Source organism: Kribbella sp. NPDC050281 (assembly GCF_040655855.1).
Taxonomy (GTDB): Bacteria; Actinomycetota; Actinomycetes; order Propionibacteriales; family Kribbellaceae; genus Kribbella.
The window spans coordinates 184,667-209,518 of sequence record NZ_JBFAKS010000001.1 but is presented as its reverse complement, the minus strand read 5'-3'; the positions used below and the strand labels follow the sequence as shown (position 1 = coordinate 209,518).

Annotated in this window: 22 protein-coding genes; 14 read left to right on the top strand and 8 right to left on the bottom strand. The window is 68.1% G+C overall.

All coding sequences use genetic code 11. The annotated features are described in order from the left end of the window. The first annotated feature begins 10 nt into the window (after positions 1–10). Positions 11–766, top strand: coding sequence for an SDR family oxidoreductase (locus AB0I34_RS01115; protein WP_360437332.1), 756 nt, complete (start codon positions 11–13; stop codon positions 764–766). A 5-nt stretch (positions 767–771) separates the two neighbouring features. Here the strand turns inward: AB0I34_RS01115 and AB0I34_RS01110 are convergent, their stop codons facing one another. From AB0I34_RS01110 to AB0I34_RS01090, 5 genes are read right to left on the bottom strand one after another with little or no spacing between them, the layout of a single operon-like run. After that, positions 772–2,553 carry a glycoside hydrolase family 36 protein gene (locus AB0I34_RS01110; RefSeq protein ID WP_360437330.1) on the bottom strand — a complete coding sequence of 594 codons (1,782 nt, stop codon included), beginning with the start codon at positions 2,551–2,553 and terminating at the stop codon, positions 772–774. A gap of 2 nt (positions 2,554–2,555) precedes the next feature. Then, on the bottom strand, positions 2,556–3,590 hold the full coding sequence (locus AB0I34_RS01105) for an alcohol dehydrogenase catalytic domain-containing protein (RefSeq protein WP_360437327.1): 1,035 nt from the start codon (positions 3,588–3,590) through the stop codon (positions 2,556–2,558). An 8-nt stretch (positions 3,591–3,598) separates the two neighbouring features. After that, a complete protein-coding gene (locus AB0I34_RS01100; RefSeq protein ID WP_360437324.1) occupies positions 3,599–4,933 on the bottom strand; it encodes an extracellular solute-binding protein in 1,335 nt (444 codons plus the stop codon). 29 nt (positions 4,934–4,962) lie between these two features. Beyond that, positions 4,963–5,802 (bottom strand): carbohydrate ABC transporter permease, encoded by an 840-nt coding sequence (locus tag AB0I34_RS01095; protein WP_360437321.1) that lies wholly within the window; start codon positions 5,800–5,802, stop codon positions 4,963–4,965. Next, a complete protein-coding gene (locus AB0I34_RS01090) occupies positions 5,799–6,755 on the bottom strand; it encodes a sugar ABC transporter permease (protein ID WP_360437318.1) in 957 nt (318 codons plus the stop codon). Before AB0I34_RS01090 ends, AB0I34_RS01095 begins: the two co-directional genes overlap by 4 nt. Before the next feature lie 110 nt (positions 6,756–6,865). Between AB0I34_RS01090 and AB0I34_RS01085 the strand changes: the two genes are divergently transcribed. From AB0I34_RS01085 to AB0I34_RS01075, 3 genes are read left to right on the top strand one after another with little or no spacing between them, the layout of a single operon-like run. Next, positions 6,866–7,687: an IclR family transcriptional regulator gene (locus AB0I34_RS01085; protein WP_360437315.1), complete on the top strand. Its 822-nt coding sequence runs from the start codon at positions 6,866–6,868 to the stop codon at positions 7,685–7,687. After that, a complete protein-coding gene (locus AB0I34_RS01080) occupies positions 7,688–8,827 on the top strand; it encodes a mandelate racemase/muconate lactonizing enzyme family protein (protein ID WP_360437312.1) in 1,140 nt (379 codons plus the stop codon). Then, entirely contained in the window at positions 8,817–9,755 is a 939-nt protein-coding gene (locus AB0I34_RS01075) for a hypothetical protein (protein WP_360437309.1), read from the top strand. The genes AB0I34_RS01080 and AB0I34_RS01075 overlap by 11 nt, the downstream gene beginning before the upstream one ends. A 1-nt stretch (position 9,756) precedes the next feature. Here AB0I34_RS01075 and AB0I34_RS01070 read toward each other — a convergent pair whose 3' ends face one another. After that, positions 9,757–10,560, bottom strand: coding sequence for an alpha/beta hydrolase (locus AB0I34_RS01070; RefSeq protein WP_360437307.1), 804 nt, complete (start codon positions 10,558–10,560; stop codon positions 9,757–9,759). A gap of 100 nt (positions 10,561–10,660) precedes the next feature. Here AB0I34_RS01070 and AB0I34_RS01065 point away from each other — a divergent pair, with 100 nt between their 5' ends. Beyond that, positions 10,661–11,338: a TetR/AcrR family transcriptional regulator gene (locus AB0I34_RS01065; RefSeq protein WP_360437304.1), complete on the top strand. Its 678-nt coding sequence runs from the start codon at positions 10,661–10,663 to the stop codon at positions 11,336–11,338. A 3-nt stretch (positions 11,339–11,341) separates the two neighbouring features. Here AB0I34_RS01065 and AB0I34_RS01060 read toward each other — a convergent pair whose 3' ends face one another. Next, positions 11,342–12,430: a lysylphosphatidylglycerol synthase transmembrane domain-containing protein gene (locus tag AB0I34_RS01060; protein WP_360437301.1), complete on the bottom strand. Its 1,089-nt coding sequence runs from the start codon at positions 12,428–12,430 to the stop codon at positions 11,342–11,344. Between the two features lie 98 nt (positions 12,431–12,528). Continuing rightward, the gene (locus AB0I34_RS01055) at positions 12,529–13,608 is read right to left on the bottom strand and encodes a LacI family DNA-binding transcriptional regulator (protein WP_360437298.1); all 1,080 of its coding nucleotides are present in this window, start codon (positions 13,606–13,608) and stop codon (positions 12,529–12,531) included. Positions 13,609–13,834: 226 nt separating this feature from the next. Here AB0I34_RS01055 and AB0I34_RS01050 point away from each other — a divergent pair, with 226 nt between their 5' ends. The 9 genes from AB0I34_RS01050 to AB0I34_RS01010 are packed head-to-tail and all read left to right on the top strand — an operon-like array spanning position 13,835 to position 24,849. Then, complete coding sequence (locus AB0I34_RS01050; RefSeq protein ID WP_360437295.1) at positions 13,835–15,340, top strand: sugar ABC transporter ATP-binding protein; 1,506 nt, start codon at positions 13,835–13,837, stop codon at positions 15,338–15,340. Further along, complete coding sequence (locus tag AB0I34_RS01045; RefSeq protein WP_360437292.1) at positions 15,337–16,356, top strand: ABC transporter permease; 1,020 nt, start codon at positions 15,337–15,339, stop codon at positions 16,354–16,356. Before AB0I34_RS01050 ends, AB0I34_RS01045 begins: the two co-directional genes overlap by 4 nt. Further along, positions 16,346–17,329 carry an ABC transporter permease gene (locus AB0I34_RS01040; RefSeq protein WP_360437289.1) on the top strand — a complete coding sequence of 328 codons (984 nt, stop codon included), beginning with the start codon at positions 16,346–16,348 and terminating at the stop codon, positions 17,327–17,329. The genes AB0I34_RS01045 and AB0I34_RS01040 overlap by 11 nt, the downstream gene beginning before the upstream one ends. 12 nt (positions 17,330–17,341) lie before the next feature. Then, positions 17,342–18,409, top strand: coding sequence for a rhamnose ABC transporter substrate-binding protein (rhaS, locus tag AB0I34_RS01035; protein WP_360437286.1), 1,068 nt, complete (start codon positions 17,342–17,344; stop codon positions 18,407–18,409). A gap of 10 nt (positions 18,410–18,419) precedes the next feature. Next, positions 18,420–18,746 (top strand): L-rhamnose mutarotase, encoded by a 327-nt coding sequence (locus AB0I34_RS01030; RefSeq protein ID WP_327639142.1) that lies wholly within the window; start codon positions 18,420–18,422, stop codon positions 18,744–18,746. A 5-nt stretch (positions 18,747–18,751) separates the two neighbouring features. Beyond that, positions 18,752–19,915 carry an L-rhamnose isomerase gene (gene rhaI, locus AB0I34_RS01025; RefSeq protein WP_360437283.1) on the top strand — a complete coding sequence of 388 codons (1,164 nt, stop codon included), beginning with the start codon at positions 18,752–18,754 and terminating at the stop codon, positions 19,913–19,915. 6 nt (positions 19,916–19,921) lie between these two features. Further along, positions 19,922–21,955 carry a bifunctional aldolase/short-chain dehydrogenase gene (locus AB0I34_RS01020; protein ID WP_360437280.1) on the top strand — a complete coding sequence of 678 codons (2,034 nt, stop codon included), beginning with the start codon at positions 19,922–19,924 and terminating at the stop codon, positions 21,953–21,955. Positions 21,956–21,970: 15 nt separating this feature from the next. Continuing rightward, positions 21,971–23,431 (top strand): L-fucose/L-arabinose isomerase family protein, encoded by a 1,461-nt coding sequence (locus tag AB0I34_RS01015; protein WP_360437277.1) that lies wholly within the window; start codon positions 21,971–21,973, stop codon positions 23,429–23,431. Continuing rightward, a complete protein-coding gene (locus AB0I34_RS01010) occupies positions 23,428–24,849 on the top strand; it encodes a rhamnulokinase family protein (protein WP_360437274.1) in 1,422 nt (473 codons plus the stop codon). The genes AB0I34_RS01015 and AB0I34_RS01010 overlap by 4 nt, the downstream gene beginning before the upstream one ends. The last annotated feature ends 3 nt before the right edge of the window (positions 24,850–24,852 follow it).

Here is a 24,852-nt window from a genome sequence, read left to right as displayed (position 1 = left end):
GGTTGGGGCCGTGGACAACGCGGTGGTGGTGACCGGAGCGGCCAACGGCATCGGTGCGGCGATCGCCCGCCTGCTGGTCGAACGCGGGTGGACAGTGATCGGGCTGGATCGTGACGAACCGCGGCTGCAGAGCCTGCGCGACGAGCTGGGCGACAAGTTCGTCAGCGTCACCGGCGACGTCACCCGCCGCGCGGACCACGAGCGAGCCCGGCAGGTCGCCACCGAGAACGCCCGGCTGACCGGATGGGTCAACAACGCCGGGATCGAGCGACCGACGACGGCCCGGGCACTGGACGAGGACGACCTGCAGGCGATCGTCCAGGTCAACCTGATCGGCACCATGCTGGGCTGCGCCGTCGCCACCGAAGCCCTGCGCGGCGCCGGCGGCGCGATCGTCAACATGTCGAGCATCCACTCGCTGGCCGGATTCCCCGAGTCGTTCGTGTACGCCGCGACGAAGGGCGGCATCGACGCGATGACGCGCCAACTCGCGGTGGAGGAGGCGGCCCAGGGCATCCGCTGCAACGCGGTCCGTCCGGGCGCGGTGATGACACCGCTGACCCAGTCGTTCCTCGATGCGTCCGACGATCCCGATGCCCTGCTCGCGGAGTACGCCGATCTGCACCCGATCCGCCGCCTGATCGAACCGGTGGAGATCGCCCGCGTGGTCGCGTTCCTGCTGTCGGACGAGGCGTCGTTCGTCAACGGCGAGTCGATCACCGTCGACGGCGGCGCTACCGCGCGCTGCTATCCCTACCCGACCTGACGACCTCATTCGGTACGGCTCAGCAGCCACAGGATCGAGGTTCCGGCAGTCGCCATCAACCCGGCCTCGGCAAGGTCCTTCCCGGTACACCGCTCCGCCCGCTGCAGCTCTCCGTCGTCGAGAATGTCAACGGCGTACGTCGCCATCGGGTCGAGTCCAATCGGGCGGACCGGCTCCCAGCCTCCGGTCGGGTGCAGCCGGAAGCCGGCCACGAGATGACGGTCGTCCGCGGTCAGCTGGTAGGCGGGCTGACGCCAGCCCTTCTCCTCGCGCAACGGCTGCTCGGTCAGCGGAATCAACACGCCGGTCTCGACCAACGGCCTGATCACCGACCGATAGCTGTCCACGTGATCCCGAAGCCGCCGCAACAGCTCCGGCCGCATCTCGGTGAGTCGCACCGACACACCGAACCGATGCAGCAACGCCGCCCGCATCTTGGTGTCGAACTGGTCCGACGTGATCAACGTGCCGGAGTAGTCGACCTTCTGGAACCGATGCTCCCCGCGCCACTCACTCTGCGGCCAGTGCAGCAGTTGACGAGGTGGCAGCAGCTGAGCCGCACCCCACAGACACGTGAGGTGGTGCTCGGTCCAGTCCGGGTCGGAGAGGAACAACGCGTCGACATGCGCGGCCAGCCCTGCGTCGATCCGCAGCCCGCCGGACGAACACGCTTCCAGCACAGTCTCCGGATAGGCCGCACGCAATCGATCCAGTACGTCGTACAGGCCGAGGTAATGGCGCAGTAGTCCATCCTCCGAGCCGTGGCCGTGGTCGTCGCGGGTGCAACCGGCTCCCGGATCGAGATTGAAGTCCCACTTGATCCAGCGGGCGCGGGTTTTCTCGATCAGCCCGGAAACGCTCGCGAAGACGTGCTCCTGCCCGGCCGGAGAGCCGAGGCAGACGTAACCAAGGCTGGAACCTGCCTCGCCCGTGGCGACCACGTCGGGCCGCTCGCCGGCGATGGACGCGCGGGCGCCGATCGCCTCGGCCTCGATCCAGATGCCGAACTCGATGCCCAGGGCACGGGTCTGATCGGCGAGCCAGGCCAGTCCGTGCGGGAAGCGTGCGGCGTTGACGCGATGCCAGTCGCCGCGCTCGGCGAACCACTGGCTGTCCGCCTCCGGGCGGCCGAACCAGCCTGCGTCCAGCAGCGCGACCTCGAGTCCCAGATCCGCGGCGACGGCGGCGTTCGCGAGGAAGACGTCCTCGGAGATCTCGGCGTCCTCGTACGGCCACCAGTGGTTCCACTCGGTCAGCAGTGGCGGGCCGGCCGGGACCTGCTCGGACAGATGCCGCGCCAGGGCTGCGGCAGCGGAGGCACGCGTCTCGCCCCACGCGATGCTGACCTCCGGCAGCGTGAACCTCTCACCGTCGGCAAGGATGATCCGCTGCCCGTCAGGGTGCAGCGCGACCTCGATCCGTACGCCGTCGTCGGTCGGTCGGCTGGCGATTCGCCAGTTCCCGCTCCAATGCAGCGTCACGACGTACACACCGGCTTCGGTCTCGATCGCCAGCCATGGTACGGCGCCCTGCGTGGAACGACCCGTGGTCACCTCGACTTCCGCGGACTCGTCCACCGGCAGGGTCACCGGCTGGTACTCGAGTCCCCAGCCGCTGGTGAAGCCGTCGATCGACGTTGCCCGGGGCAACACAATGAAGCCGACCTGTGGATCCCACTCACCAGCCTGGGCGACGGTCACTGCGTAGGTCGCCGCATCGGCGGACTGCCGGACCAGTCCGGCCTCGGCGCCGGGCAGTGCGGGGATGAGTTCCGGCGTCTCGATCACGATCACGTCCCTGGGTTGCTGGGTTGGAGTACGACCTTGCCGGCCGGATGGCCCTTGATCAGTTGCTCGTACCAGTGCTGTCCGTCGGCCAGCGCCGCGTGCACCACCTCGCCGCGGAACACCAACTCGCCGCGTCCGAGCAACTCGACCGCCTGGCCGAACTCGTCCGGCCGGTACGCGAAGCTGGTGGTGCAGGCGACCTCGCGACGGATCAGGTCCCGCAGCGGCAGCACGCCGTCGGCGGCGTGCAGCCCGACGAAGCAGACGTCTCCACCCGGCCGTGCGGCGAGCGTCGCCGAGGTTCGGGTGTCTGCGCTGCCGACCGCGTCGAACACCGCGTCCGCGCCCAGTCCGCGGGTGAGCTCCTTGAGCTGCCGGACGAGAGCGTCCGGGTCGTCGCTGAGCCGCGTCGCTCCGCTGGCTTCGGCCGCGGCGACCCGTCCTTCGACCCGCTCGGTGAAGAACAGTTGCTCGACGCCCCGAAACCGCAGTACCTCCAGAAGGAGCAGGCCGATCGGACCGGCACCGATGACCAGGGCGGACCCACCCGCCGAGATCCGGGTACGTCCGACCGCCCGTAGCGCACATGCCGTCGGCTCGGCGAACACGCTTGAGCTCGGGTCGGACAGATGATCGACGCGGTGCACCGCAGTCGCCGGTACGACGATCAGCCCCGCGTTGCTGCCGTGGACGTGGCCGCCGAGCAGCTTGCGTTGCGGGCAGACGTTCTCGTGCCCGGCCACGCAGATCGGGCAGATCCCGCACGACCGCAGCGGATTGGCGGTGACTGACGCACCCAGTGGCAGCTGTTGCTCCACCGGAACGTCAGGCCCGTACGCGTCGACCACTCCGACGAACTCGTGCCCGAAGACCAGCCCGGGCTTGCGCAGGCCGTCAGTGCCGAGGAACCCACCGAGCTCCGATCCGCAGATCCCCGACTCCGTGACGGCGATGCGGACCTCGCCCGGCCCGGGGACCGGGTCGTCGAGGGTGACCAGGTCGAAGTGTCCGACGTCGCTGAGAACCAGCGCCTCCATAACGCTCCTCAGCCGAGCAACTTGGTGGCGGCGTCCTGCATCTTCTGTGCGGCGTCCTCCGGGGTGAGCTTGTTGTTGAGCAACTGCTCGAAGTTCTTGCCGTAGACCTCGTTGAAGATCTGCTGCATGTTGGCGGTGTAGATGTCGCCGATGCGTGCGTTCGACAGGTCCTTCATCGCCGCCTCGAAGCCATCCGGCATTCCCTTCAGCATGTCCTGGGACTCCCGGGCCGCGTTCTGCAGCGGGATCCAGTCGTGGTCCTTGGCCATCTGGGGCTGGAACTTGGTCGCGCTCCAGGTCGCGAAGGCCTGCGCCGCCGACAGCGCGGCCGACTGCCGGGGGATCACCCAGCCGCCGAGCCAGTACGGCGCGATGCTGTTGCCCTGGTACTTCGGCAACGGGGCCATCGCCCACTTGTCCTTCATCTGCTGGAACGACGAGATGTTCCAGGTGCCGTCGGCAATCATCGAGTACGCGCCGGAGGCGAAGCCGCCGTTGTTCTGCGCGACCCCGGCCCGCTCGTCCGGCCGCGGGGCGATGTGCTTGGACCACATCATGTCCTGGACGAAACGCATCGACTCGACCACCTTCGGGTCGGTCATCTGGAACTTGGTCGGCTCCAGCGCCTTGTCGACGAACGACGAGCCGGCTGCCCAGGACAGCGACTGGATCCCCCACCAGATGCCGAGCGAACCGATGTCGAGGCCCCACCGGGTGACCTTGCTGCCGGTCGACTTCTGCAGCTTGGGTGCGGTCTCGACCACCTTGTCCCAGGTCCAGGTCGCGTCCGGGTAGTCGAGCCCGGCGGCGTCGAAGTGGGACTTGTTGTAGAACATCGCCATCGACTGGATGTTCTCCGGCACGCAGAACAGGTTCTTGCCGTCGAACTTCCACGGGTCGTACAGCTTGGTCGGGTAGGCCTTCGCGTCCATCATCGGGGTGGTGTCGATCACGGGCTGCTCGTTGAAGACCAGGTTCTTCTTGTAATGGGCGTACGCCTGGACATCCCAGTAGTAGATGTCGAACGGCTTCTTCGCGGCGTACTGCAACTGCACCTTCTGCCAGTACTGGTCGTACGGCAGGAAGTTGATCTTCGCGGTGTACTTGCCGGCGAACTCCGTGTTGAACAGCGCAACCCGCTTGCGGAAGTTCGCGTCGATGGTCGGGCCGTTCGTCCAGGCGTAGATCTCCAGGTTGGTCTTTCCGACCAGGGCGGTTCCGGTGGGCGCCGGCGCGGCGGCCGGCCCGCCGCTGCCGTTGCCGGAGCAACCGACCAGGCCTGCTGCTCCGGCGGCGGTCAGGCCCCCGAGCAGGATCCGGCGGCTGACGGTGTTGTTCGACATGGATCGTCTCCTTCGACGTGACGGTCGGGCTACTTGTTCACGCCGCTGACGGCGATGCCCCGGATGAAGTAGCGCTGGGCCAGCAGGAAGACCAGGATCGACGGGAGCGCGGCGATGGTGGTCGCGGCCATGGTGAGGTGCATCTGCGGCCCGATCCGGGGCGAACCGCTGAAGTAGGACAGGGCGACGGCGATCGTGTACTTCGACTCGTCCGACAGGTAGATCACCGGGCCGAAGAAGTCGTTGTACGAGGCAATGAAGGTGAAGACGGTGACGGTGGCGATCACCGGCCAGCTCAGCGGCAGGAAGATCGTCCACCAGATCCGCAGGTAGCCGGCACCGTCGATCCGGGCCGCCTCCTCCAGTTCGCGGGGGATGCCCATGAAGAACTGCCGGAACAGGAAGATGAAGAACGCCGAGCCGAAGAAGGCCGGCAGGATCAGCGGCTTGAAGGTGTTCAGCCAGCCGAGGTGGTTGAACACGATGTACGTCGGCACCAGGGTGACCGTGGTCGGCAGCATCAGCGTCGCCATCAGCGCCAGGAAGATCGCGTTCCGGCCGGGGGCCTGGAGCCGGGCGAACCCGTAGGCACTGAACGAGCAGCTGAGCAGCGTGCCCAGTACCACCAGTCCGACGATCGTCGCGGTGTTCAGGATGTAGCGCTGGAACGGCACCAGCTGGAACACCTCGACGTAGTTGTGCCACTGCGGGGTGAACTTCCAGATCGGCGGCGTCACGAACACCTGGGTCGGCGCCTTGAGCGAGGTGAGCACCATCCAGACCACCGGCATCAGGACTGCGAAACAGCCGACGGACAAGACGATCAGCCGGATCCAGGTCCCGAGTGGCAGGACCTTGCGATGCGTCATCGGTCGTCCTCCGTCTCGGTGTGGACCCACATCGGCATCGAGCGGAAGACGAGCAGGGTGAGCACCATGATGATCGCGAACGCGACCCAGGCGATCGCGGAGGCGTATCCCATCTTCAAGTACTGGAAGGCGTTCTGGTACAGGTACACCGACAGCAGCAGGGTCGAGTTGTTCGGCCCTCCCTTGGTCAGCACGAACGGCTCGGCGAACACCTGCAGGCTGTTGATGATGCCCATGATCAGGTTGAACAACGTCACCGACGACAGCATCGGCACGGTCACGTGCAGGTGCTGGCGGAACGTCGAGGCACAGTCGACCTTCGCCGCCTCGTAGAGCTCCTTCGGCACGCCCTGGAGGCCGGCCAGGTAGATCAGCATGGTGCCGCCGAATCCCCACAGGCTCATGAAGATCAGCGCGCGCAACGCCCACTGCTCGTCGGTCAGCCAGGACGGACCGTCGATGCCGACCTTGGCCAGTGCGGCGTTGATCAGGCCGTACTCGCCGTTGAACATCCACTGCCACACCATCGCGACGGCGACGCCGCTGATCACGCTGGGCAGGTAATAGGCGGAGCGGAAGAACTTCAGCGCGGGCAGCTTGCTGTTCAGCAGGATCGCCAGCACCAGCGCGAGGATCATCGTGGCCGGAACACTCACCACGCCGTAGATCAGCGTCACGCTCAGGGACTTGCGGAAGATCGGATCAGCGAAGAGCGCGCTGTAGTTGTCCACGCCCGTCCACACCGGGTTCGTCAGCATGTCGTACGACGTGAAGCTCAAGCCCAGCGAGGCGAGCATCGGCCCGATCGAGAACAGCAGCAGGCCGAGGACGGCGGGTGCGATGAAGACGTAGCACCACAACGCCTGGCGCCGGGTCATGGTCAGGCCGCGGCGGGGCGGCGTACTCGCCACCGGTTCCTCGGCCTCCGGGCGGACTGCAAGACGTTGAGCCATAACTCCCTCGTTCCAATTATCGGAACGCTGTTCCTATCAGCGGGACCTGTTGGCATAGTAGGAGCAAAGACGAGGGTGGAGTCAACCGTTTGGACGAAAGCAGGGGGCTGATGGAAACAGGGGGGAAGCGTGCCGTGGAGGCGAGCGCCCTGACCGGTTCGGCGCGCGTACTGGCGGTGCTGCGCCACCTGGCGGAGAACCCTGCCGGGACCCGACTGGGCGAGGTGGCAGCGGCCCTCGACGCGCCGAAATCCAGCGCTCATCGTGCCCTCGGCGCGCTGGTCCAGGCGGGATTCGCCCGGCAGGATGCGCAGGGCGTTTACCATCTCGGCTTCGACCTGCTCCGGCTCGTCTTCGGGTACCACGAGGCGCGGGCGCCGAGTCTCACGGTGGGCCCGCTGCTGCGCCGGCTCGCGGACGAGACCGGCGAGACGACGCACTACGGAGTCCTTGTCGACGGCAACATCGTCTACCAGGCGAAGGTTTCGCCCAGCCGGCAGACGTTCCAGATGAGCTCGGTGATCGGCGGCTCCAATCCGGCGTACCGCACGGGTCTCGGCAAGGCGTTGCTGATGCACGAGCTCACCGACCGCACGGAGGTCGATCAGTACGTCGCCGAGTACGGACCGCTCGAGGCCCGGACACCGCACACGCTGCGTACGCCGGAGGCGTTGCACGACGCCCTCGCGGAGGGCCGCAGCAACGGCTACATGCTCGACATGCAGGAGAACGACCTCGGCATCGTCTGCGTCGCGCTGCCGCTGTTCCTGGACTCGCCGACCCGCCCGACCGGCGCGATCAGCATCAGCGCGGTGGTCAGTCGGACGACACCGCAAGACCTCGTCAGCTGGCTGCCCCGGATCCGCGAGATCGTCACCGAGGAGCTCGGCGGCGCGGTCCTGCAGGTTCCCGAGCCCTTCACCGGAGGCTGAATGTCCACCACAGCGACGAATCTGACCATCACCGACGTCGAGGCCGTCTATCTCCGGCTGTCCGCGGTGGATGCGGACCGCTGCGACGGGACGCAGGACACCCTGCTGATCTTCGTCACGGCCAGCGACGGCTCTGTGGGGGTCGGCGAGGTCGACTCGGCACCGCTGGTCGCGAAGGCGGTCGTCGAGGCCGAGCCGTCGCACCTGATCGCCCGAGGTTTGCGCTCGGTCCTGCTCGGTCGCAACCCGCTCGACATCGAGGTTTGCTGGCACGCGATGGTGGAGGGCAGTCGCTACTTCTCCGGTGGCGCGACGATGCATGCGATCAGCGGAGTCGACATCGCGCTGTGGGACCTGGCCGGCAAGATTCTCGGAGTGCCGGTGGCGCGGTTGCTCGGTGGAGCGCGCAGTGACCGGCTCACGGCGTACGCGAGTCTGGTCATGCCGGACACGCCGCTGCTGGCCGCGAAGGCCGCGGCGGACCATGCCGAGCAGGGGTACCGGGCGATGAAGTTCGGTTGGGGACCGATCGGGCCGGACCGGGACTTCAATGAAGAACTGGTCAAGGAGATCCGGCGGGCCGTGGGCGACGACATCGACGTGATGATCGACGCGGGCCAGGTCTGGGACACCAAGACCGCCCTGCGGATGGCCGCGATGTACGAGGACTACGGCATCGCCTGGCTCGAGGAACCCGTTGCCCCCGACAACATCACGGGCTACCGCGAGCTCTCCCGCCGTACGTCGCTCACGATCGCGGGAGGTGAGCAGGAGAGCAGCTATTCCGCCTTCGAGACCTTGATCGACGAGGGTGAGCTCGATCTGATCCAGCCGGACCTGGCCCGGTGCGGCGGCCTGACCGCCGGGCGCCGGCTGGCCTGGCTGGCGCACACGCGGCACCGGCGGTTGGTGCCGCACGCCTTCAAGAGCGGCGTGCTGGTGGCGGCCTCGACCCACTTCGCGGCCTCGATCCCGAACGGCGGACTGATCGAGCACACTGTGTCGACGTCGCCGATCGCACGCGACCTGGTCCGGCGCGAGATCGCGTTCGCCGACGGCACGGTCAAGGTCCCCCTCGACCAACCAGGGCTAGGGATTGAGGTGGATGCCGACGTGATGGAGCAGCTTCGTGTCGACTAGCCCACGTCTGTCGACCGAGTGGTCGCTGGCCGGTCAGCAAGCAGTGATCCTGGAGAACTCGGAGACCAGGGTCGTCGTCCTCCCTGGACTCGGCGGCAAGGTCATGAGCATCGTCGACAAGCGGGTCGACGCCGAACTGCTCTGGCGCAACGACCGCGTCCCGGTCCGGCCGGCCGCCTTCGGGTCCGGGTACGACGACCAGTTCCTCGGCGGCTGGGACGAGTTGTACCCGAACGACGAGCCGGAGGAGCTGGCGAGCGAACCGGTCCCGGATCACGGCGAGTTGTGGGCCGTGCCGTGGCACTGGAGCACTGGTTCGGACCCCGGTCAGGTGTGGCTCGAGCTGACGGTCCGCGGTGCCGTCACGGGGACCGAGGTGACGAAGCGGCTCACGGTCGGCGCCGGTCCGGACCTGATTGTCGACTATCAGATCGCGAACACCGGCCGGATCGATCAGCCGTTCCTGTGGAAGTCCCATGTGGCCGTCGAGCTGCGTCCGGACACGGTGATCGACCTCGCGGCCGGCGACGTACTGATGCACGAGTTCGGTGATCCGCGGGTCCGGCCGGAGGGTGGCAGCTTCACCTGGCCGTGGGCTTCGGGCCACGATCTCCGCACTCTTCCCGACACCACCAGCCGTGGCGTCTCGGAGTTCCTCATCGCCAGCACGCTCGAACGCGGCGAGTGCGGAGTGCGGCATCCCTCCGCCGGTACTGGCCTCCGGCTGTCCTGGGACCACACCGACCTACCGTCGTGCTGGCTCTTCGCCTCGTACGGCGGAGGCTGGCGCGGCCTCGACGTCCTTGTCCTGGAGCCCTGCACCGGCTACCCCCTCTCCGTCAACGACGGAGTCGCGGCCGGCACCCATCAGATCCTCCCGGCCGGCGCCACCAAGTCCTGGCAACTGACGGCTCGCCTGATCCGCTGACTCAGAGGTCGTGCGCGAATTGGCGCAGGGCCGGGGCGAGGACAGGCGGCTCGGCATTGTGGTTCTCGCCGGTGACCGGGAGCAGGCGTGCGGTCGGCAGACGCTTGGCGACGGCCTCGGCGCCGGTGATCAGCCAGGGCGCGGTGGCATCGCCATGCATGACCAGGACCGGGACCTCGACCGCGGCCCACCGCTCGGCCGGCAGCGGGTTGCCGGACATGGTCGTGCCCATGATGCGTCCGTCGTACGAGATGGTGTGCGCGATCTCCTCGACCGGGGCCCAGTACGGGCTCTGCCGGATGCCGGCGACGAACTCGGGCGGCATGTTGGCGGCGGCCGTCATGAACAGCTCCGCCGCGGCGCCGCGGTCCCCGGCCGCGACGTACGCGTCGAGCTGCTCGACGTAGTCGGACGGCAGCGGCGCACGGCCGTCGTCGACCACCACGGGCGGCTCGAACAGGGCCAGCGCCGTGATCGGGAGCCCGGCGGCAGCGGCGTCCAGCGCCAGCAGTGAGCCGGACGACCAGCCGAACACGATCGCCGGCTGCCCGGCGTCCTCGATCAGCGCGGCGAGATCCTCGATCTCGCGCTGGATCGCGTACGGCGTGGTGTCGGTGCTCTCGCCGCGCCCGCGCCGGTCGTAGGCGTAGACCCGGAACTCGTCGCTCAGCAGCTTCGCGACCTCGGCGTTCGACGGGTTGACCGCGCGGTGCGCGGTGGCGCCGTCGATCATGATCAGCGGCTGCCCGGATCCCCAGGCCTCGAAGGCGATCGTCGTACCGTCGGCGGACCTCACTGTGCTCATCGTCGTACTCCTTGTGGTGTCGTTGGGAACTAGACCGTACAGTACTCAGAGAAGAACTGGACTGTCTAGTATGATTCCCGGAAGACTCGAGGAGGACCGCGTGGAGTACCGACAACGCGCTGCCGTCTGGCAGCCCGGACAGGCCGTCGAGATCGAAGGCGAGGGCCGTACGCCGCGGAAACGCCGGGCGATCCTGGCCGCGGCGACCGAGGTCTTCCTGCAGCACGGCTACCTCGGCGCGAGCATGGACGAGGTAGCCGCGAAGGCGGGCGTGTCCAAACAGACCGTCTACAAGCAGTTCGAGAACAAGGAGCGCCTGTTCGCCGAGATCGTCCTCGGCACCAGCGATCAGTTGATGGACGGCCTGGCCCAGGCGTACGCCGACACGCTCGAGGGAGCCACCGACCCGCGCGAAGCCCTTCGGGCGTTGGCTCGCCGGCTCCTGGACAGCCTGACCGCCGGGAGCGTTCTCCAGCTGCGCCGGCTCGTCATCGCCGAGGCGGATCGATTCCCGGAGGTCTGCGGGGCCTGGTTCAACACCGGTTTCGAGAGATCGCTGGAGGCGTTGGGCGAAGCTCTCACCCGGTTGACGGAGCGCGGTCTGTTGCGTGAGCTCGACGACCCGACGCTGGCGGCGTACCAATTCGCCGGACTGGTGATGTACAAGCCGATGAACCGGGCGATGTTCGCCGGCACCCATGCGGGACCGGTCGCGGGTGAGCTCGACCAGCTCGCCGATCAGGCGGTGGACGTCTTCCTCGCCGCGTACGGCACGTAGCCGCTACTCGTCGTCCCCGGCGGCAGGGGGCTCAGGCGCCTTTTTCCTCGTCGGTCTGGTGACATGCAGGTGGATCCGCCAGCCCGTCCAGGCCAGGAGGCCCACCGGGATCGGCAGCCAGAACGAGATGAGCCGATACAGGAGCGTCCCGATGAGTGCGGTGTCGGCACTGAGTCCGATGACGACAAGCAGGGCGGTGAGACCGGCGTCCACGAAGCCGAGACCACCCGGCGTTATCGGGATCAGTGTGAGGGCCTGAGCAACGACATAGGCCATGAGAACCTCGGACGGTCGGGCATGTGCGTTCAGCGCGGCCAGCGCGACCACAAGTGCGGCGTAGTCGAACATGCGGTTCGCCGCCGCCGCGAAGACCGCTTTCCACCAGTGACCCTCGAAGGCAGCGGCAACCCGGTCTCGCTGCGCTATCAGCGCCGCGGAGCAGGTGTCGGCAGTCACGCTGCGCTTGACGATGTGGATGACACGACCGGCTATGCGACCGACCACCACCACGAACCGGCTCCAGGTGAGCGCGGTGAACCCGAGACCGACGATGACGATGGCCAGGATCAACGAGACCAGGAGACCGAGCTCCAGTTGCCGCGCCGGCGGTGGGCCGATCAGCAGGGCGGGCACCGTGAGGATGGGCAACAACAACAGCACGCCGGTGGTGATCAGGCCGATCGCGGTCAGAGCGGAGGCGACGACCGCCGCGGGCTGCCCGGCCTGGATCAAGAGCCTGGCTTGGAGGACTCCGCCGGCTGCTGGGCCGCCGGGGACGACCTTGCTGGCCGCGTTCCCGGCCAGTTGTGCCGTCGCGAGCGTCCCCCAGCCCGCATGGACGGGTGGTGGCTCCCCGTCCCCCGCGCGCTCGGCCAGGGCCAGTCTGGCGAGCCACCACAGTGCGGCGAAGCTGAGAGCCTCCAGTACGACGAGGACCGGGAACCACCAGGGTTCCACGTCCGCGAGGCGTGGCCAGGCTCCGAAGAGGGACAGGATGCTCGGCGCCACGATGTACAGGCCGACACCGGTGATGGCCAAGCCGACGGCGCGGCCGCCCCAACGCCGCACCAAAGCCCCGCCAGCGACGCGCATGTCTCACCCCGCTCAGTGGACGAGTCGCCTCGCCACGATAGCGCGACCGGCCGGGTCGATCGGTGGACGACGCTCAGCCTCGATCCTTGGATCGAGGCTCAGAGGGTGCCGCGGGTCGAGGTCCGGACGACGAGCTCCGGAGTGAACGTGACCCGCTGGTGTTCGTGATCCGGGTTCGACGACTCGTCGAGGAGGAGCTCGGCGGCGGTCCGGCCGAGGAGCTGCCGCGGCTGGCGCACCGACGTCAGCGGTACGGCGGCCGCCGCGGCGAACTCGATGTCGTCGTACCCGACGATGGCGAGGTCCTCGGGAACACGCAGGCCGAGACTGACGCACTGTTGCAGCAAGCCCAGGGCCAGCAGGTCGTTCGCGCAGAACGCGGCGGTCGGCCGCCGGGCTGCCGGGAGGCCGGCAAGTCGTTGCCCTGCGCCCCTTCCCTCGGCGACGGTGAGCGCACCGGTGGTGAGCTCGATCAGGTTCTCCGGGGGTTTCCCGGCCTTGCGCAGGGCGCGCCGGGCGCCGTCGCGCCGGTCGACGACCTGGCCGATCGTGTTCGGGCCGCCGACGTACGCGATCCGTTCGTGGCCGAGTTCGAGCAGGTGGGCGATGGCGAGCTCGCCGCCGAGGATGTCGTTGACCGCGACCGAGCAGTGTTCGCCGTCGTCGATGTTGCGGTCCACCACGACGACCGGCGTACCGCGGGAGGGGAGCTTGCGCAGACGGGACGAGTTCTGGTCGATCGGGGTGATCAGGACGCCTTGGACGCGTTGCTGCTCGAGCAGGTCGAGATAGTCGGCCTCGCGGTCGGCGTCCTCGTTGCTGTTGCACAGGAAGACCGAGAGGCCGGCCGCCTGGGCCGCCTCCTCGACCCCCTTGGCCACGTCGGTGAAGAACGGGTTGCCGGCGTCGAGCATCAGGTAGGCGAGGATCCGGCTGCTGCCCGCGCGCAACTGCCGGGCCGATTCGTTCCGCACGAACCCCAGCGAGGCCATTGCCGCCTCGACCTTGGCCCGGGTCAGCGGACTGACCACCTCCGGCCGGTTCAGCACATTCGACACGGTCCCCAGCGACACCCCAGCCGCCGCGGCAACGGCCTTCACGCCGGCGGTGTGACGCTTGGCGGCCTTCCGCCGCTTTCCGCCTCCTGATGGCAAGGATTCGGGCGCGCTGTCCGGCATGCGCGACCTCCCTGCGTCGTGGTCCTGGGATGGACCGGTTTGAAACGTCTTAGCGGGTGGAGCGTACCTGTTCGGGCCGGGTGATCCGCAGTATTCGTCCGAGTCCGGCCGCCGGAGGGCGGCCGAAACCTGGGCGAGGTCTTGACGCCTCCAGCCGTGCGCGCTTACGTTCGTGCAATCTTCTTGAAACCTTTCAGCAACTCACCGCGCCGAGTTGGAGGTGACCATGCCCGACGGCCGCCCGCTGCTCAGCGTGCGCGAGGTCTCGAAGTCGTTCGGCGCGGTCGCCGCCGTCCGGGACGTCTCCTTCGACCTGTACGGCGGTGAGGCGCACGCCCTGGTCGGCGAGAACGGCGCCGGGAAGTCCACGATCGTGAAGATGCTGGCCGGTGTGCATCGTCCGGACAGCGGCACGATCGAACTGGACGGCATCCCGATCGACCTCGGCGGCCCGGCCGATGCGAAGGCGGCCGGGATCGCGGTCATCTACCAGGAGCCGACACTGTTCCCGGATCTGTCCGTGGCGGAGAACATCGCAATGGGCCGCCAGCCTCTGGGTCGTTTCAAAACCATCGACCGGGCCGCGATGGTCCGGCAGGCGGCCCAGCTGTTCGTCCGGCTCGGCGTGTCGATCGATCCGAACCGGCCGGCCCGCGGCCTGTCGATCGCGGACCAGCAGCTGGTCGAGATCGCCAAGGCGCTGTCCGCGGATGCTCGCGTGGTGGTGATGGACGAGCCGACCGCGGCGCTCACCGGCGTGGAGGTCGAGCGGCTGTTCGCCGTGGCCCGGTCGCTGCGGGACGACGGCGCCGCGCTGATGTTCATCTCGCACCGGTTCGAGGAGGTCACCGCGCTCTGCGAGCGGGTGACGATCATGCGTGACGGCCGGCACGTCTCGACCGATCTGCTCACCGACATCACGGTCGACGAGATGGTCCGCAAGATGGTCGGCCGCGACCTGGGTGCGCTGTTCCCCAAGCAGGACGTGACACCCGGCGCGGTCGCCCTGAGCGTCCGTGGCCTGAGCCGCGACCCCGTCTTCCTCGACGTCTCGTTCGACGTACGCGCCGGGGAGATTGTCGCGTTGGCCGGTCTGGTCGGATCCGGCCGGTCCGAGGTGGTGCAGTCGATCTTCGGCGTCGACCCGCGTGACTCGGGCACGGTCGAGGTGGTCGGGCGGACGCTCAAGCCAGGTTCGCCGAAGCAGGCGATGGCCGCCGGGGTCGCACTGGTACCGGAGGACCGGCGCCAGCAGGGCCTGCTGATGGAGCTGTCGATCGAGCGGAACGTGACGCTGCCCAGGTCGCGGTCGCTGTCCCAGCTCGGCTTCCTGACCGGCGGCCGCGAACGCCGCTCCGCCCGGGAGTGGACGCAGCGGCTGAAGACCAAGTACGGAAGGCTTTCCGACGAGGTCGGCACCCTGTCCGGCGGCAATCAGCAGAAGGTCGTGCTGGCCAAATGGCTGGCCACCGATCCGAAGGTGCTGATCGTCGACGAGCCGACCCGTGGCATCGATGTCGGGACCAAGGCCGAGGTCCACCGGCTGATGTCCAGCCTCGCCGCCGAGGGCGTCGCCGTACTGATGGTGTCGTCCGAGCTACCCGAGGTGCTCGGCATGGCCGATCGCGTCCTGGTGATGTGCGAGGGCCGCCTGGTCGCCGAACTCAGCCGGAGCGAGGCCACCGAGGAGTCGGTGATGTTCGCCGCGACCGGGCAGGAGGCGAGCGTATGACGGCTGTCGACCTCCCCGCACCGCGCCGGTCCTCCCTGGATGTCGTCCTGAAGGTCAGAGAGCTCGGTATCGTCATTGCGCTGGCTGTGCTGGTCGCGGTGACGACGATCTCGAACCCGCGGTTCCTGTCCGGTCAGAGCATCCGCGACATCCTGCTCGGCACCGCGATCCTGGCCGTTCTGGCGGTCGGCCAGGCCGTGGTGGTGATCACCCGCAACATCGACCTCTCGGTCGGCTCGGTGCTCGGGCTGAGCGCGTTCACCGTCGGCACCCTGCTGCAGAACAGTCCGCGCCTGCCGGTCATCGTCGTACTGGCCGTCGGCGCTGCGGTGGGGGCGGCCTGCGGAGTTGTCAACGGTGCGCTCGTTCGCTTCGGCAACGTTCCTGCCCTCGTCGTCACGCTCGGCACCCTGTACGTCGTTCGCGGCATCACGTACTTCTGGGCCGGCGGCAGCCAGATCAACGCCGACGAACTCCCGTCCGGCTTCCTCGACTTCGGCAATGCCACTGTGCTGGCGATCCCGTATCTGGTGTGGCTGGCGGTGTTGGTCCTGGTGGTCACCGGTGTTGTCCTGCGCAACTACCGCGTGGGCCGCGAGTTGTACGCGATGGGGTCCAGTCCACAGGCCGCGCGCTTGGCCGGTATCGCGGTCGGACGTCGTACCGTCGGCGCCTTTGTCGTCAGCGGTGCGTTGGCCGGGCTCGCGGGGGTGTTGTTCGCGGCGCGGTTCGGCACCATCGACGCCGCGGCCGGGACCGGGTACGAGCTGAACGTGGTCGCTGCCGTGGTGGTCGGCGGGGTCGCGGTCTTCGGCGGCAGCGGGACGGTGTGGGGCGCGGCGCTCGGTGCGTTGCTGCTGACAACGATCGCCAGCTCGCTGGCGGTGCTCGAGATCAACCAGTTCTGGCAGCAGGCGATCGTCGGCGGACTGATCCTGCTCGCGATCGGCGCCGACCGCCTGGTCGCCGTCCGGGTCGCGGCCGGGCTGAAGAAGCGGGGCTCCCATGTCAGCTGAGCCGATCACCGTCGAGCGGAACTACAGCCGCCTCGCGAACTGGAACGTCGTCATCATCGCCATCACCGTGACCGTGCTGATCGTGGCCGCGGCGACCGTCGACAGTTTCGGCACCTCGCAGAACTTCGGCTTCCTGGTCCTCGACCTGTTGCCGATCGCCTTGCTCGCGCTGCCGATGACCCTGGTGATCGTGAGCGGCGAGATCGATCTGTCGGTGGCGAGCACGCTCGGCCTGTCCTGCGCGGTGATGGGCTACCTGTGGAACGCGAACCAGCCGATCGAGTCGATCATCCCGCTCTGCCTGCTGCTCGGGGCCGTGCTCGGCGCGGTCAACGGATTCTTCGTGACGGTCCTCGGCCTGCCGTCGCTGGCCGTCACCATCGGCACTCTCGCGCTGTACCGCGGCCTGGCCTTCGTCGTCCTCGGCGACAGCGCCGTCGCCGACTTCCCGGCCCTCTACACCGACTGGGTCACCGGCACCATCGGCAGTACGCCGATCCCGAACGTGCTGATCATCATCGTCGTCCTCGCCGTGGTCTTCGGCGTGGTCCTGCATGCGACGCCGATCGGCCGGGCCGTGTTCGCGGTCGGTGCCGGTGAACAGGCTGCCCGGTTCGCCGGCGTCCGTCCGGGCCGGTTGAAGTTCTGGCTGTACGTCGTCAGCGGTCTGATCGCGGGTCTCGCCGGAGTGCTGTGGACGCTGCGCTACTCCAGCGCCCGCGCTGACAACGGCGCCGGTCTCGAGTTGGCCGTGGTCGCCGCGGTCCTGCTCGGCGGCGTCTCGATCTTCGGCGGGAAGGGCGCACTGCCCGGCGTGATCGCCGGCGTCGTGCTGCTCGGCGCGCTGCAGAACGCGCTCCGCCTGTCCGATGTGTCCAACGAGGCCCTGAACGTCGTCACCGGCGTACTGCTCATCGTCTCCGTGCTCGCCCCCAACCTCGCCCGCTCCGTGCTGCAACGGCGCCGCACCTGAAAGGACGAACAAATGTCACAGCGCAAGAACCTGGCGGTGCTGGCCGTCGTCGCACTCACGTTGGCCGCCTGTGGCGGTACGACGAAGTCGAGCACGGAAGGCCAGAACACCGCGGCCCCGGAGTCGACCGCGGCCAAGGCCGATCCGAACGCCCCGCTCAAGGAAGGGCTGAAGATCGCCTACCTGCCGAAGCAGCTGAACAACCCGTACACCGACGTGGAGGTGGGTGGCGGCAAGGTCGCGGTCGGCGAGATCAAGGGCGAGTACAAACTGGTCGGACCGAACGACGCCAGCGCGTCATCGCAGGTCAGCTACATCAACACGCTGATCCAGCAGCAGCAGAACGTGATCGTGGTCGCCGCGAACGACCCGAACGCGGTCTGCCCGTCGCTGAACCAGGCCCGCGAGGCGGGCATCAAGGTGGTCACCTTCGACTCCGACGCGTCGAAGACCTGCCGGGACGCGTTCATCAACCAGGCCACCACTCAGGGCATCGGCGAGAGCCTGGTGAAAATGGCCAGTGAGCTGGCCGGCGGCGCCGGCGAGATCGCGATCCTGTCCGCGACCCCGAACGCGACCAACCAGAACTCCTGGATCAAGGTCATGCAGACCGAACTGGCCAAGCCGGAGAACGCGAAGCTGAAGCTGGTCAAGATCGCCTACGGCAACGACGACGACCAGAAGTCGTTCACCGAGGCGCAGGGCCTGCTGCAGTCGTACCCGAACCTCAAGGTGATCGTCTCCCCGACCACGGTCGGCATCGCGGCCGCCTCGCGGTACGTGAGCGCGTCCAGCTACAAGGGCAAGGTCGCGATCACCGGTCTCGGGCTGCCGAACCAGATGCGCCAGTACGTCAAGGACGGCACGGTGAAGAAGTTCGCGCTGTGGAACCCGGCCGACATCGGCTACCTGGCCGCGTACGCCGGTGCCGCGCTGAGCTCGGGCCAGATCACCGGTGCCCAGGGCGAGAAGTTCAAGGCCGGGAAGCTCGGCGAGTACACCATCGGCGCCGACGGCGAGATCGTGCTCGGCCCGCCGACCGAGTTCACCGCCGCCAACATCGACCAGTTCAACTTCTGAGAGCCACTTCATGAATCGCTACTGTTTCTGCCTCCAGGTCCGGCCCGACCGCCTGGACGAGTACGTCGAGCGTCACCGCAACGTCTGGCCGGACATGCAGGCCGCGCTGCGGGACTCCGGCTGGCACAACTACTCGCTCTTCCTCCGCGACGACGGCCTGCTGATCGGGTACGTCGAGTCCGAGGACCTGGAGGCGGCGCAGAAGGCGATGGCGGCGACCGAGGTGAACACCCGCTGGCAGGCCCAGATGACCGAGTTCTTCACCGGGATCGACGGGCGTCCGCCGGACGAGTCGTTCCTGCTGCTGCCCGAGATCTTCCACCTGAAAGAGGACTGAGAACCATGACGACCGACGCTGTGAAGAACGCACTCAGCCGCCAGGAGATCGAACTGCCCTCGTGGGCGTTCGGCAACTCCGGGACCAGGTTCAAGGTGTTCAGCCAGCCCGGTGTGCCCCGCTCCCCGGAGGAGAAGATCGCCGACGCCGCCGTGGTGCACAAGTACACCGGCGTCGCGCCGAGCGTCGCGCTGCACATCCCGTGGGACAAGGTCGACGACTATGCCCGGCTGTCGGCGTACGCGAAGGAGCAGGGCGTCCGGCTGGGGGCGATCAACAGCAACGTGTTCCAGGACGACGACTACAAGCTCGGCAGTGTCACGAACCCGGACCCGCGGGTACGGCGGAAGGCGACCGAGCATCTGCTCGAGTGCGTCGACATCATGGACGCGACCGGGTCCCAGGACCTGAAGCTGTGGTTCTCCGACGGCACGAACTACCCGGGCCAGGACGACATCCAGGACCGGCAGGACCGGCTCGCGGCCGCGCTGAAGGAGGTGTACGACCGGCTCGGCGACGACCAGCGGATGCTGCTGGAGTACAAGCTGTTCGAGCCGGCCTTCTACACCACCGACGTACCGGACTGGGGTACGTCGTACGCGCACTGCCTGGAACTGGGGCCGAAGGCAACGGTCTGCATCGACACCGGGCACCACGCGCCGGGGACGAACATCGAGTTCATCGTCGCGTTCCTGCTCCGGGCCAAGAAGCTCGGCGCGTTCGACTTCAACAGCCGGTTCTACGCCGACGACGACCTGATGGTCGGTGCGGCCGACCCGTTCCAGCTGTTCCGGATCATGAACGAGATCGTCCGCGGCGGCGCGCTCGACCCGGACCGTGGGATCGCCTTCATGCTCGACCAGTGCCACAACATCGAGGTGAAGATCCCGGCCATCATCCGGTCGGTGATGAACGTCCAGGAGGCGACCGCGAAGGCGCTGTTGGTCGACCGGGACGCACTCCGCGCGGCCCAGGCCTCGGGTGACGTGCTGGAGGCGAACGCCGCGCTGATGGATGCCTACAACACCGACGTCCGGCCCCTGCTCGCCGACCTGCGCGAGTCGCAGGGCCTGGACCCGAACCCGGTCGCCGCGTACCAGCGCAGCGGCTACTTCGAACAGATCGTGAAAGACCGAGCCGACGGCCAGCAGGCCGGATGGGGAGCCTGAGTACTGATGACCGACACTGCAGCCGAGCTCGTTGCGCGTAGCAACCGACTGGGTGCCGATCCACGCAACACCAACTACGCCGGCGGGAACACGTCGGCGAAGGGTACGGCGACCGACCCGGTGACGCAGCAGCCCGTCGACCTGGTCTGGGTGAAGGGATCCGGTGGCGACCTCGGCACGCTGACCCAGGCCGGCCTCGCCGTACTGCGGCTCGACCGGTTGAACTCGCTGGTCGACGTGTACCCGGGCGTCGACCGCGAGGACGAGATGGTTGCCGCGTTCGACTACTGCCTGCACGGCAAGGGCGGCGCCGCGCCGTCGATCGACACCGCGATGCACGGTCTGGTGGATTCGCCGCACGTCGACCATCTGCACCCGGACTCCGGGATCGCGCTGGCGACAGCGGCCGACGGGGAGAAGCTGACCGCGGAGTGCTTCGGCGACCGGGTGGTCTGGGTGCCGTGGCGGCGGCCCGGGTTCCAGCTCGGTCTCGACATCGCGGCGGTCAAGCGGGAGAACCCGGAGGCGATCGGCTGCATCCTCGGCGGGCATGGCATCACCGCCTGGGGCAGCACGTCGGCCGAGTGCGAGGCGAACTCCCTGGAGATCATTCGTACGGCGGAACGCTTCCTCGCGGAGCGTGGTGTGGACGAACCCTTCGGCGCTGTGGTCGCCGGCTTCGAGCCCTTGCCGGTCGAGGAGCGCCGCGTGCGGGCCGCCGCACTGGCCCCGGTGATCCGTGGTCTCGCGTCGACCGACAAGCCGCAGGTCGGGCATTTCACCGACTCCGAGGTGGTGCTCGAGTTCCTGTCCCGGGAGAAGCTGGCTGAGCTGGCAGCGCTCGGCACCTCGTGTCCCGACCACTTCCTGCGGACCAAGGTGCGCCCGTTGGTGCTGGACCTGCCCGCCTCCGCCTCGGTGGAAGAGGCGGTGGTCCGGCTGAAGGAGTTGCACGAGGAATACCGATCCGAGTACGCCGCCTACTACAACCGGCATGCCGAGCCGGACAGCCCGGCGATGCGGGGTGCGGATCCGGCGATCGTGCTCGTGCCCGGGGTCGGCATGTTCAGCTTCGGCAAGGACAAGCAGACCGCGAGGGTCGCCGGCGAGTTCTACGTGAACGCGATCAACGTCATGCGTGGCGCCGAGGCGGTGTCGACGTACGCGCCGATCGACGAGCGGGAGAAGTTCCGGATCGAGTACTGGGCGCTGGAGGAGGCGAAGCTGCAGCGGATGCCTCGACCGAAGCCGCTGGCGACGCGGGTCGCCTTCGTCACCGGCGGTGGCTCCGGGATCGGCAAGGCGATCGCGCAGCGGCTGGCCGCGGAAGGCGCGTGTGTAGTGGTGGCCGACCTGGATCTGGCCGCGGCCGAAGCCGTGGCCAAGGAGATCGGATCGTCCGACGTCGCGGTTGCCGTCGGCGCCGATGTGTCCTCGGCCGAGGCGGTCGAGGAGGCGCTGCGGGCGGCCGTACTGGCCTTCGGCGGCGTCGATCTGATGGTCAACAATGCCGGACTGTCCATCTCCAAGTCGTTGCTGGAGACAACGGAGAAGGACTGGGACCTGCAGCACGACGTGATGGCGAAGGGATCGTTCCTCGTCTCGCGGGCGGCCGCGAAGGTCCTCATCGACCAGGGTCTCGGTGGCGACATCGTCTACATCTCCAGCAAGAACTCGGTCTTCGCCGGGCCGAACAACGTCGCGTACGGCGCGGCCAAGGCCGACCAGGCCCACCAGGTCCGGCTGCTCGCCGCGGAGCTCGGTGAGTACGGCATCCGCGTCAACGGCGTGAACCCGGACGGCGTCGTCCGCGGATCCGGCATCTTCGCCAAGGGCTGGGGTGCACAGCGGGCCGCGGTGTACGGCGTACCCGAATCGGAGCTGGGCGCGTACTACGCACAGCGGACGCTGCTGAAGCGCGAGGTGCTGCCGGAGAACGTGGCCGCGGCCGTCTTTGCACTGACCGGCGGCGACCTCACTCATACGACCGGCCTGCATGTTCCTGTCGATGCCGGCGTCGCCGCCGCGTTCCTACGTTAGTTCGGGGAGATTGCTATGTGGACCATTGACCCAAGCCGGTCTGTCGACGGCAGCGGAGTACTGCCGTGGGTCGAGCCGCGCAAGACCCGGATCGGACTGGTGGCCGGTGGGCTCGGTGCCTACTGGCCGCAGTTCCCCGACCTGCTGCCGCAGTTGCAGGCGTCCGCGCGGCGAGTGTCCGAGCGGTTCTCGGAGCTGGACTGCGAGGTGATCGACGTCGGGTTCATCTCGGACGCGCAGGAGGGGGCCGCGGCGGCCGAGAAGCTGCGCCTGGCGGACTGCGATCTGATTGTCGGCTTCCTGACGACGTACATGACCGCGTCGATGCTGGTCCCGGTCGCGCAGCGGAGCGGGGCACCGGTGCTGCTGCTGAACCTGCAGCCGACCGAGGCGATGGACCACGCGACGTTCGACACGGGTGCCTGGCTCGCGTACTGCGGTGCGTGTCCGCTGCCGGAGATGGCGAACGCGTTCGAGCGATGTGGGGTCGACTTCCGGTCGGTGTCCGGGTACCTGGAGGACGAGCGCGCGTGGGCGCGGATCAACCGGTGGATCCTGGCGGCCGGCGTACGCGCGGCCTTCCGGCACGGACGGCACGGCCTGCTCGGGCATCTGTACCCGGGGATGATGGACGTGATCACTGACCCGACGCTCGTCTCCGCACAGCTCGGCGGGCACGTGGAGATCCTGGAGATCGACGATCTGCGGGTCCGGGCCGAGAAGGTCAGTGCCGCGGAGACCGAGGAGCGGATGAAGGTCGCCCGGGAGATCTTCACGCTCGACGACTCGGTGGACGAGGACGACTTCCGGTGGGGTGCGACCGTGTCGGTCGCGCTCGATCGGCTGGTCGAGGACTTCTCCCTGACCTCGCTGGCCTACTACCACCGCGGGCTCGACGGCGAGCTGCACGAGCGGGTGGCGGCCGGCATGATCCTGGGTGCTTCGTTGCTGACGGCAAGAGGTGTGCCGGCGGCCGGTGAGTACGAGCTCCGTACGTCGCTGGCGATGCTGATGATGGACAAGCTTGGCGCCGGTGGATCGTTCACGGAACTGCAGGCGCTGAACTTCAACGACAACGTGGTCGAGATGGGCCACGACGGACCGGCGCATCTCGCGATCTCTGCCCGGAAGCCGTTGCTGCGAGGGCTCGGGGTCTATCACGGTAAGCGGGGCTGGGGTGTGTCGGTCGAGTTCGACGTGAAGCACGGGCCGGTGACTGCTTGCGGACTCGGGCAGCGGCGGGACGGGACGTTCAATCTGATCGCGTCCGAGGGGACCGTCGTACCCGGGCCGTTGCTCCAGATCGGGAACACGACATCGCGGGTCGACTTCGGATGCGACCCGGGTGAGTGGACCGACGCATGGTCCGCGTCCGGGGTCGCGCACCACTGGGCGCTCGGGACCGGTCACAAGGCGAAGGACCTGGCCGCGGTCGCCGACCTCCTCCACCTCGACCTGACCGTCGTTTCCCCATGAAGCGAGTCGCGGCGGTGGATCTGGGCGCGTCCAGTGGACGCGTCATGCTCGGCGTGGTCGGGGACGGCCGCCTCGAGCTCACCGAGATCAACCGCTTCTGGAATGGCCCGGTCAGCGTCGGCGGCACCCTCCACTGGGACATCCTCCACCTCTACCGGTCCATGCTCGACGGCCTCCGCGCCGCGGGTCCCGTCGACGGCATCGGCATCGACTCCTGGGCCGTCGACTACGGCCTCCTCGACGCCTCGGGCCGCCTCCTCAGCAACCCCGTCCACTACCGAGACTCCCGCACCGACGGCGTCATGGAACACGTCCTGGCCCGCGTCTCCGCCGCCGAGCTGTACTCCATTACGGGCCTCCAGCAACTACCCTTCAACACCATCTACCAGCTGGCCGTCGAGGAGTTGCTCGGGCAGGCGGCGACGTTGCTGATGATTCCGGATCTGCTGGGCGACTGGTTGACCGGGCAGATCGGGGCTGAGCGGACGAACGCCTCGACCACGCAGCTGTATGACGTGCGGTCCCGTCAGTGGAGCGAGACGTTGGCCGCGCGAGTCGGCGTGCCGTTGGGCATACTGCCGCAGCTGCGCGAACCCGGTGACGTCGTCGGGACGGTGTTACCCGCGACCGAGCTGGCGGCGGGTACGCCGGTTGTTGCGGTGGGCTCGCATGACACTGCTTCTTCGGTGGTGGCTGTGCCGGCGGGGGATGAGCGGTTCGCGTACATCTCGTCGGGGACCTGGTCGTTGGTGGGGCTCGAGTTGGAGCAGCCGGTGCTGACGGCCGAGGCTCGCGAGGCGAACTTCACCAACGAGGGTGGGGTCGACGGACGGATCCGGTTCCTGCGCAACGTGATGGGGCTGTGGATCCTGCAGGAGTGCCAGCGGGTCTGGGAAGACGACGATCTCGAGGGGCTGCTGCGGGATGCGGCCGGCGCACCGGCGTTCGCCGTACTGATCGATCCGGACGCTCCGGAGTTCCTTGCTCCAGGCAACATGCCGGCACGGATCGACGAGCACTCCCGGGCGACCGGGCAGGAGCCGCCGCGTTCTCGGGGCGCCGCGGTCCGGTGTGTACTGGAGAGTCTCGCGCTCGCCTACCGCCGGACGTTGCGGGAAGCGCAAACGATCGCGGACCGGCCGGTCGACGTACTGCACGTCATCGGGGGCGGTTCGCAGAACGAGTTGCTCTGTCAGCTGACCGCTGACGCTTGTGGGTTGCCTGTGCTCGCCGGGCCGGTCGAGGCGTCGGCGCTGGGCAACGTGCTGGTTCAGGCTCGCGCATTGGGCGAGCCGTTGCCGGACCTGGGAGCGATGCGCGCCCTGGTCCGTTCCACCCATCGTCTGCGGCGCTACGAGCCGCAGGGAAAACCGGCCGACTGGGACGCCGCCGAGTCCCGGATGTTCGGAAACAGGTGATCC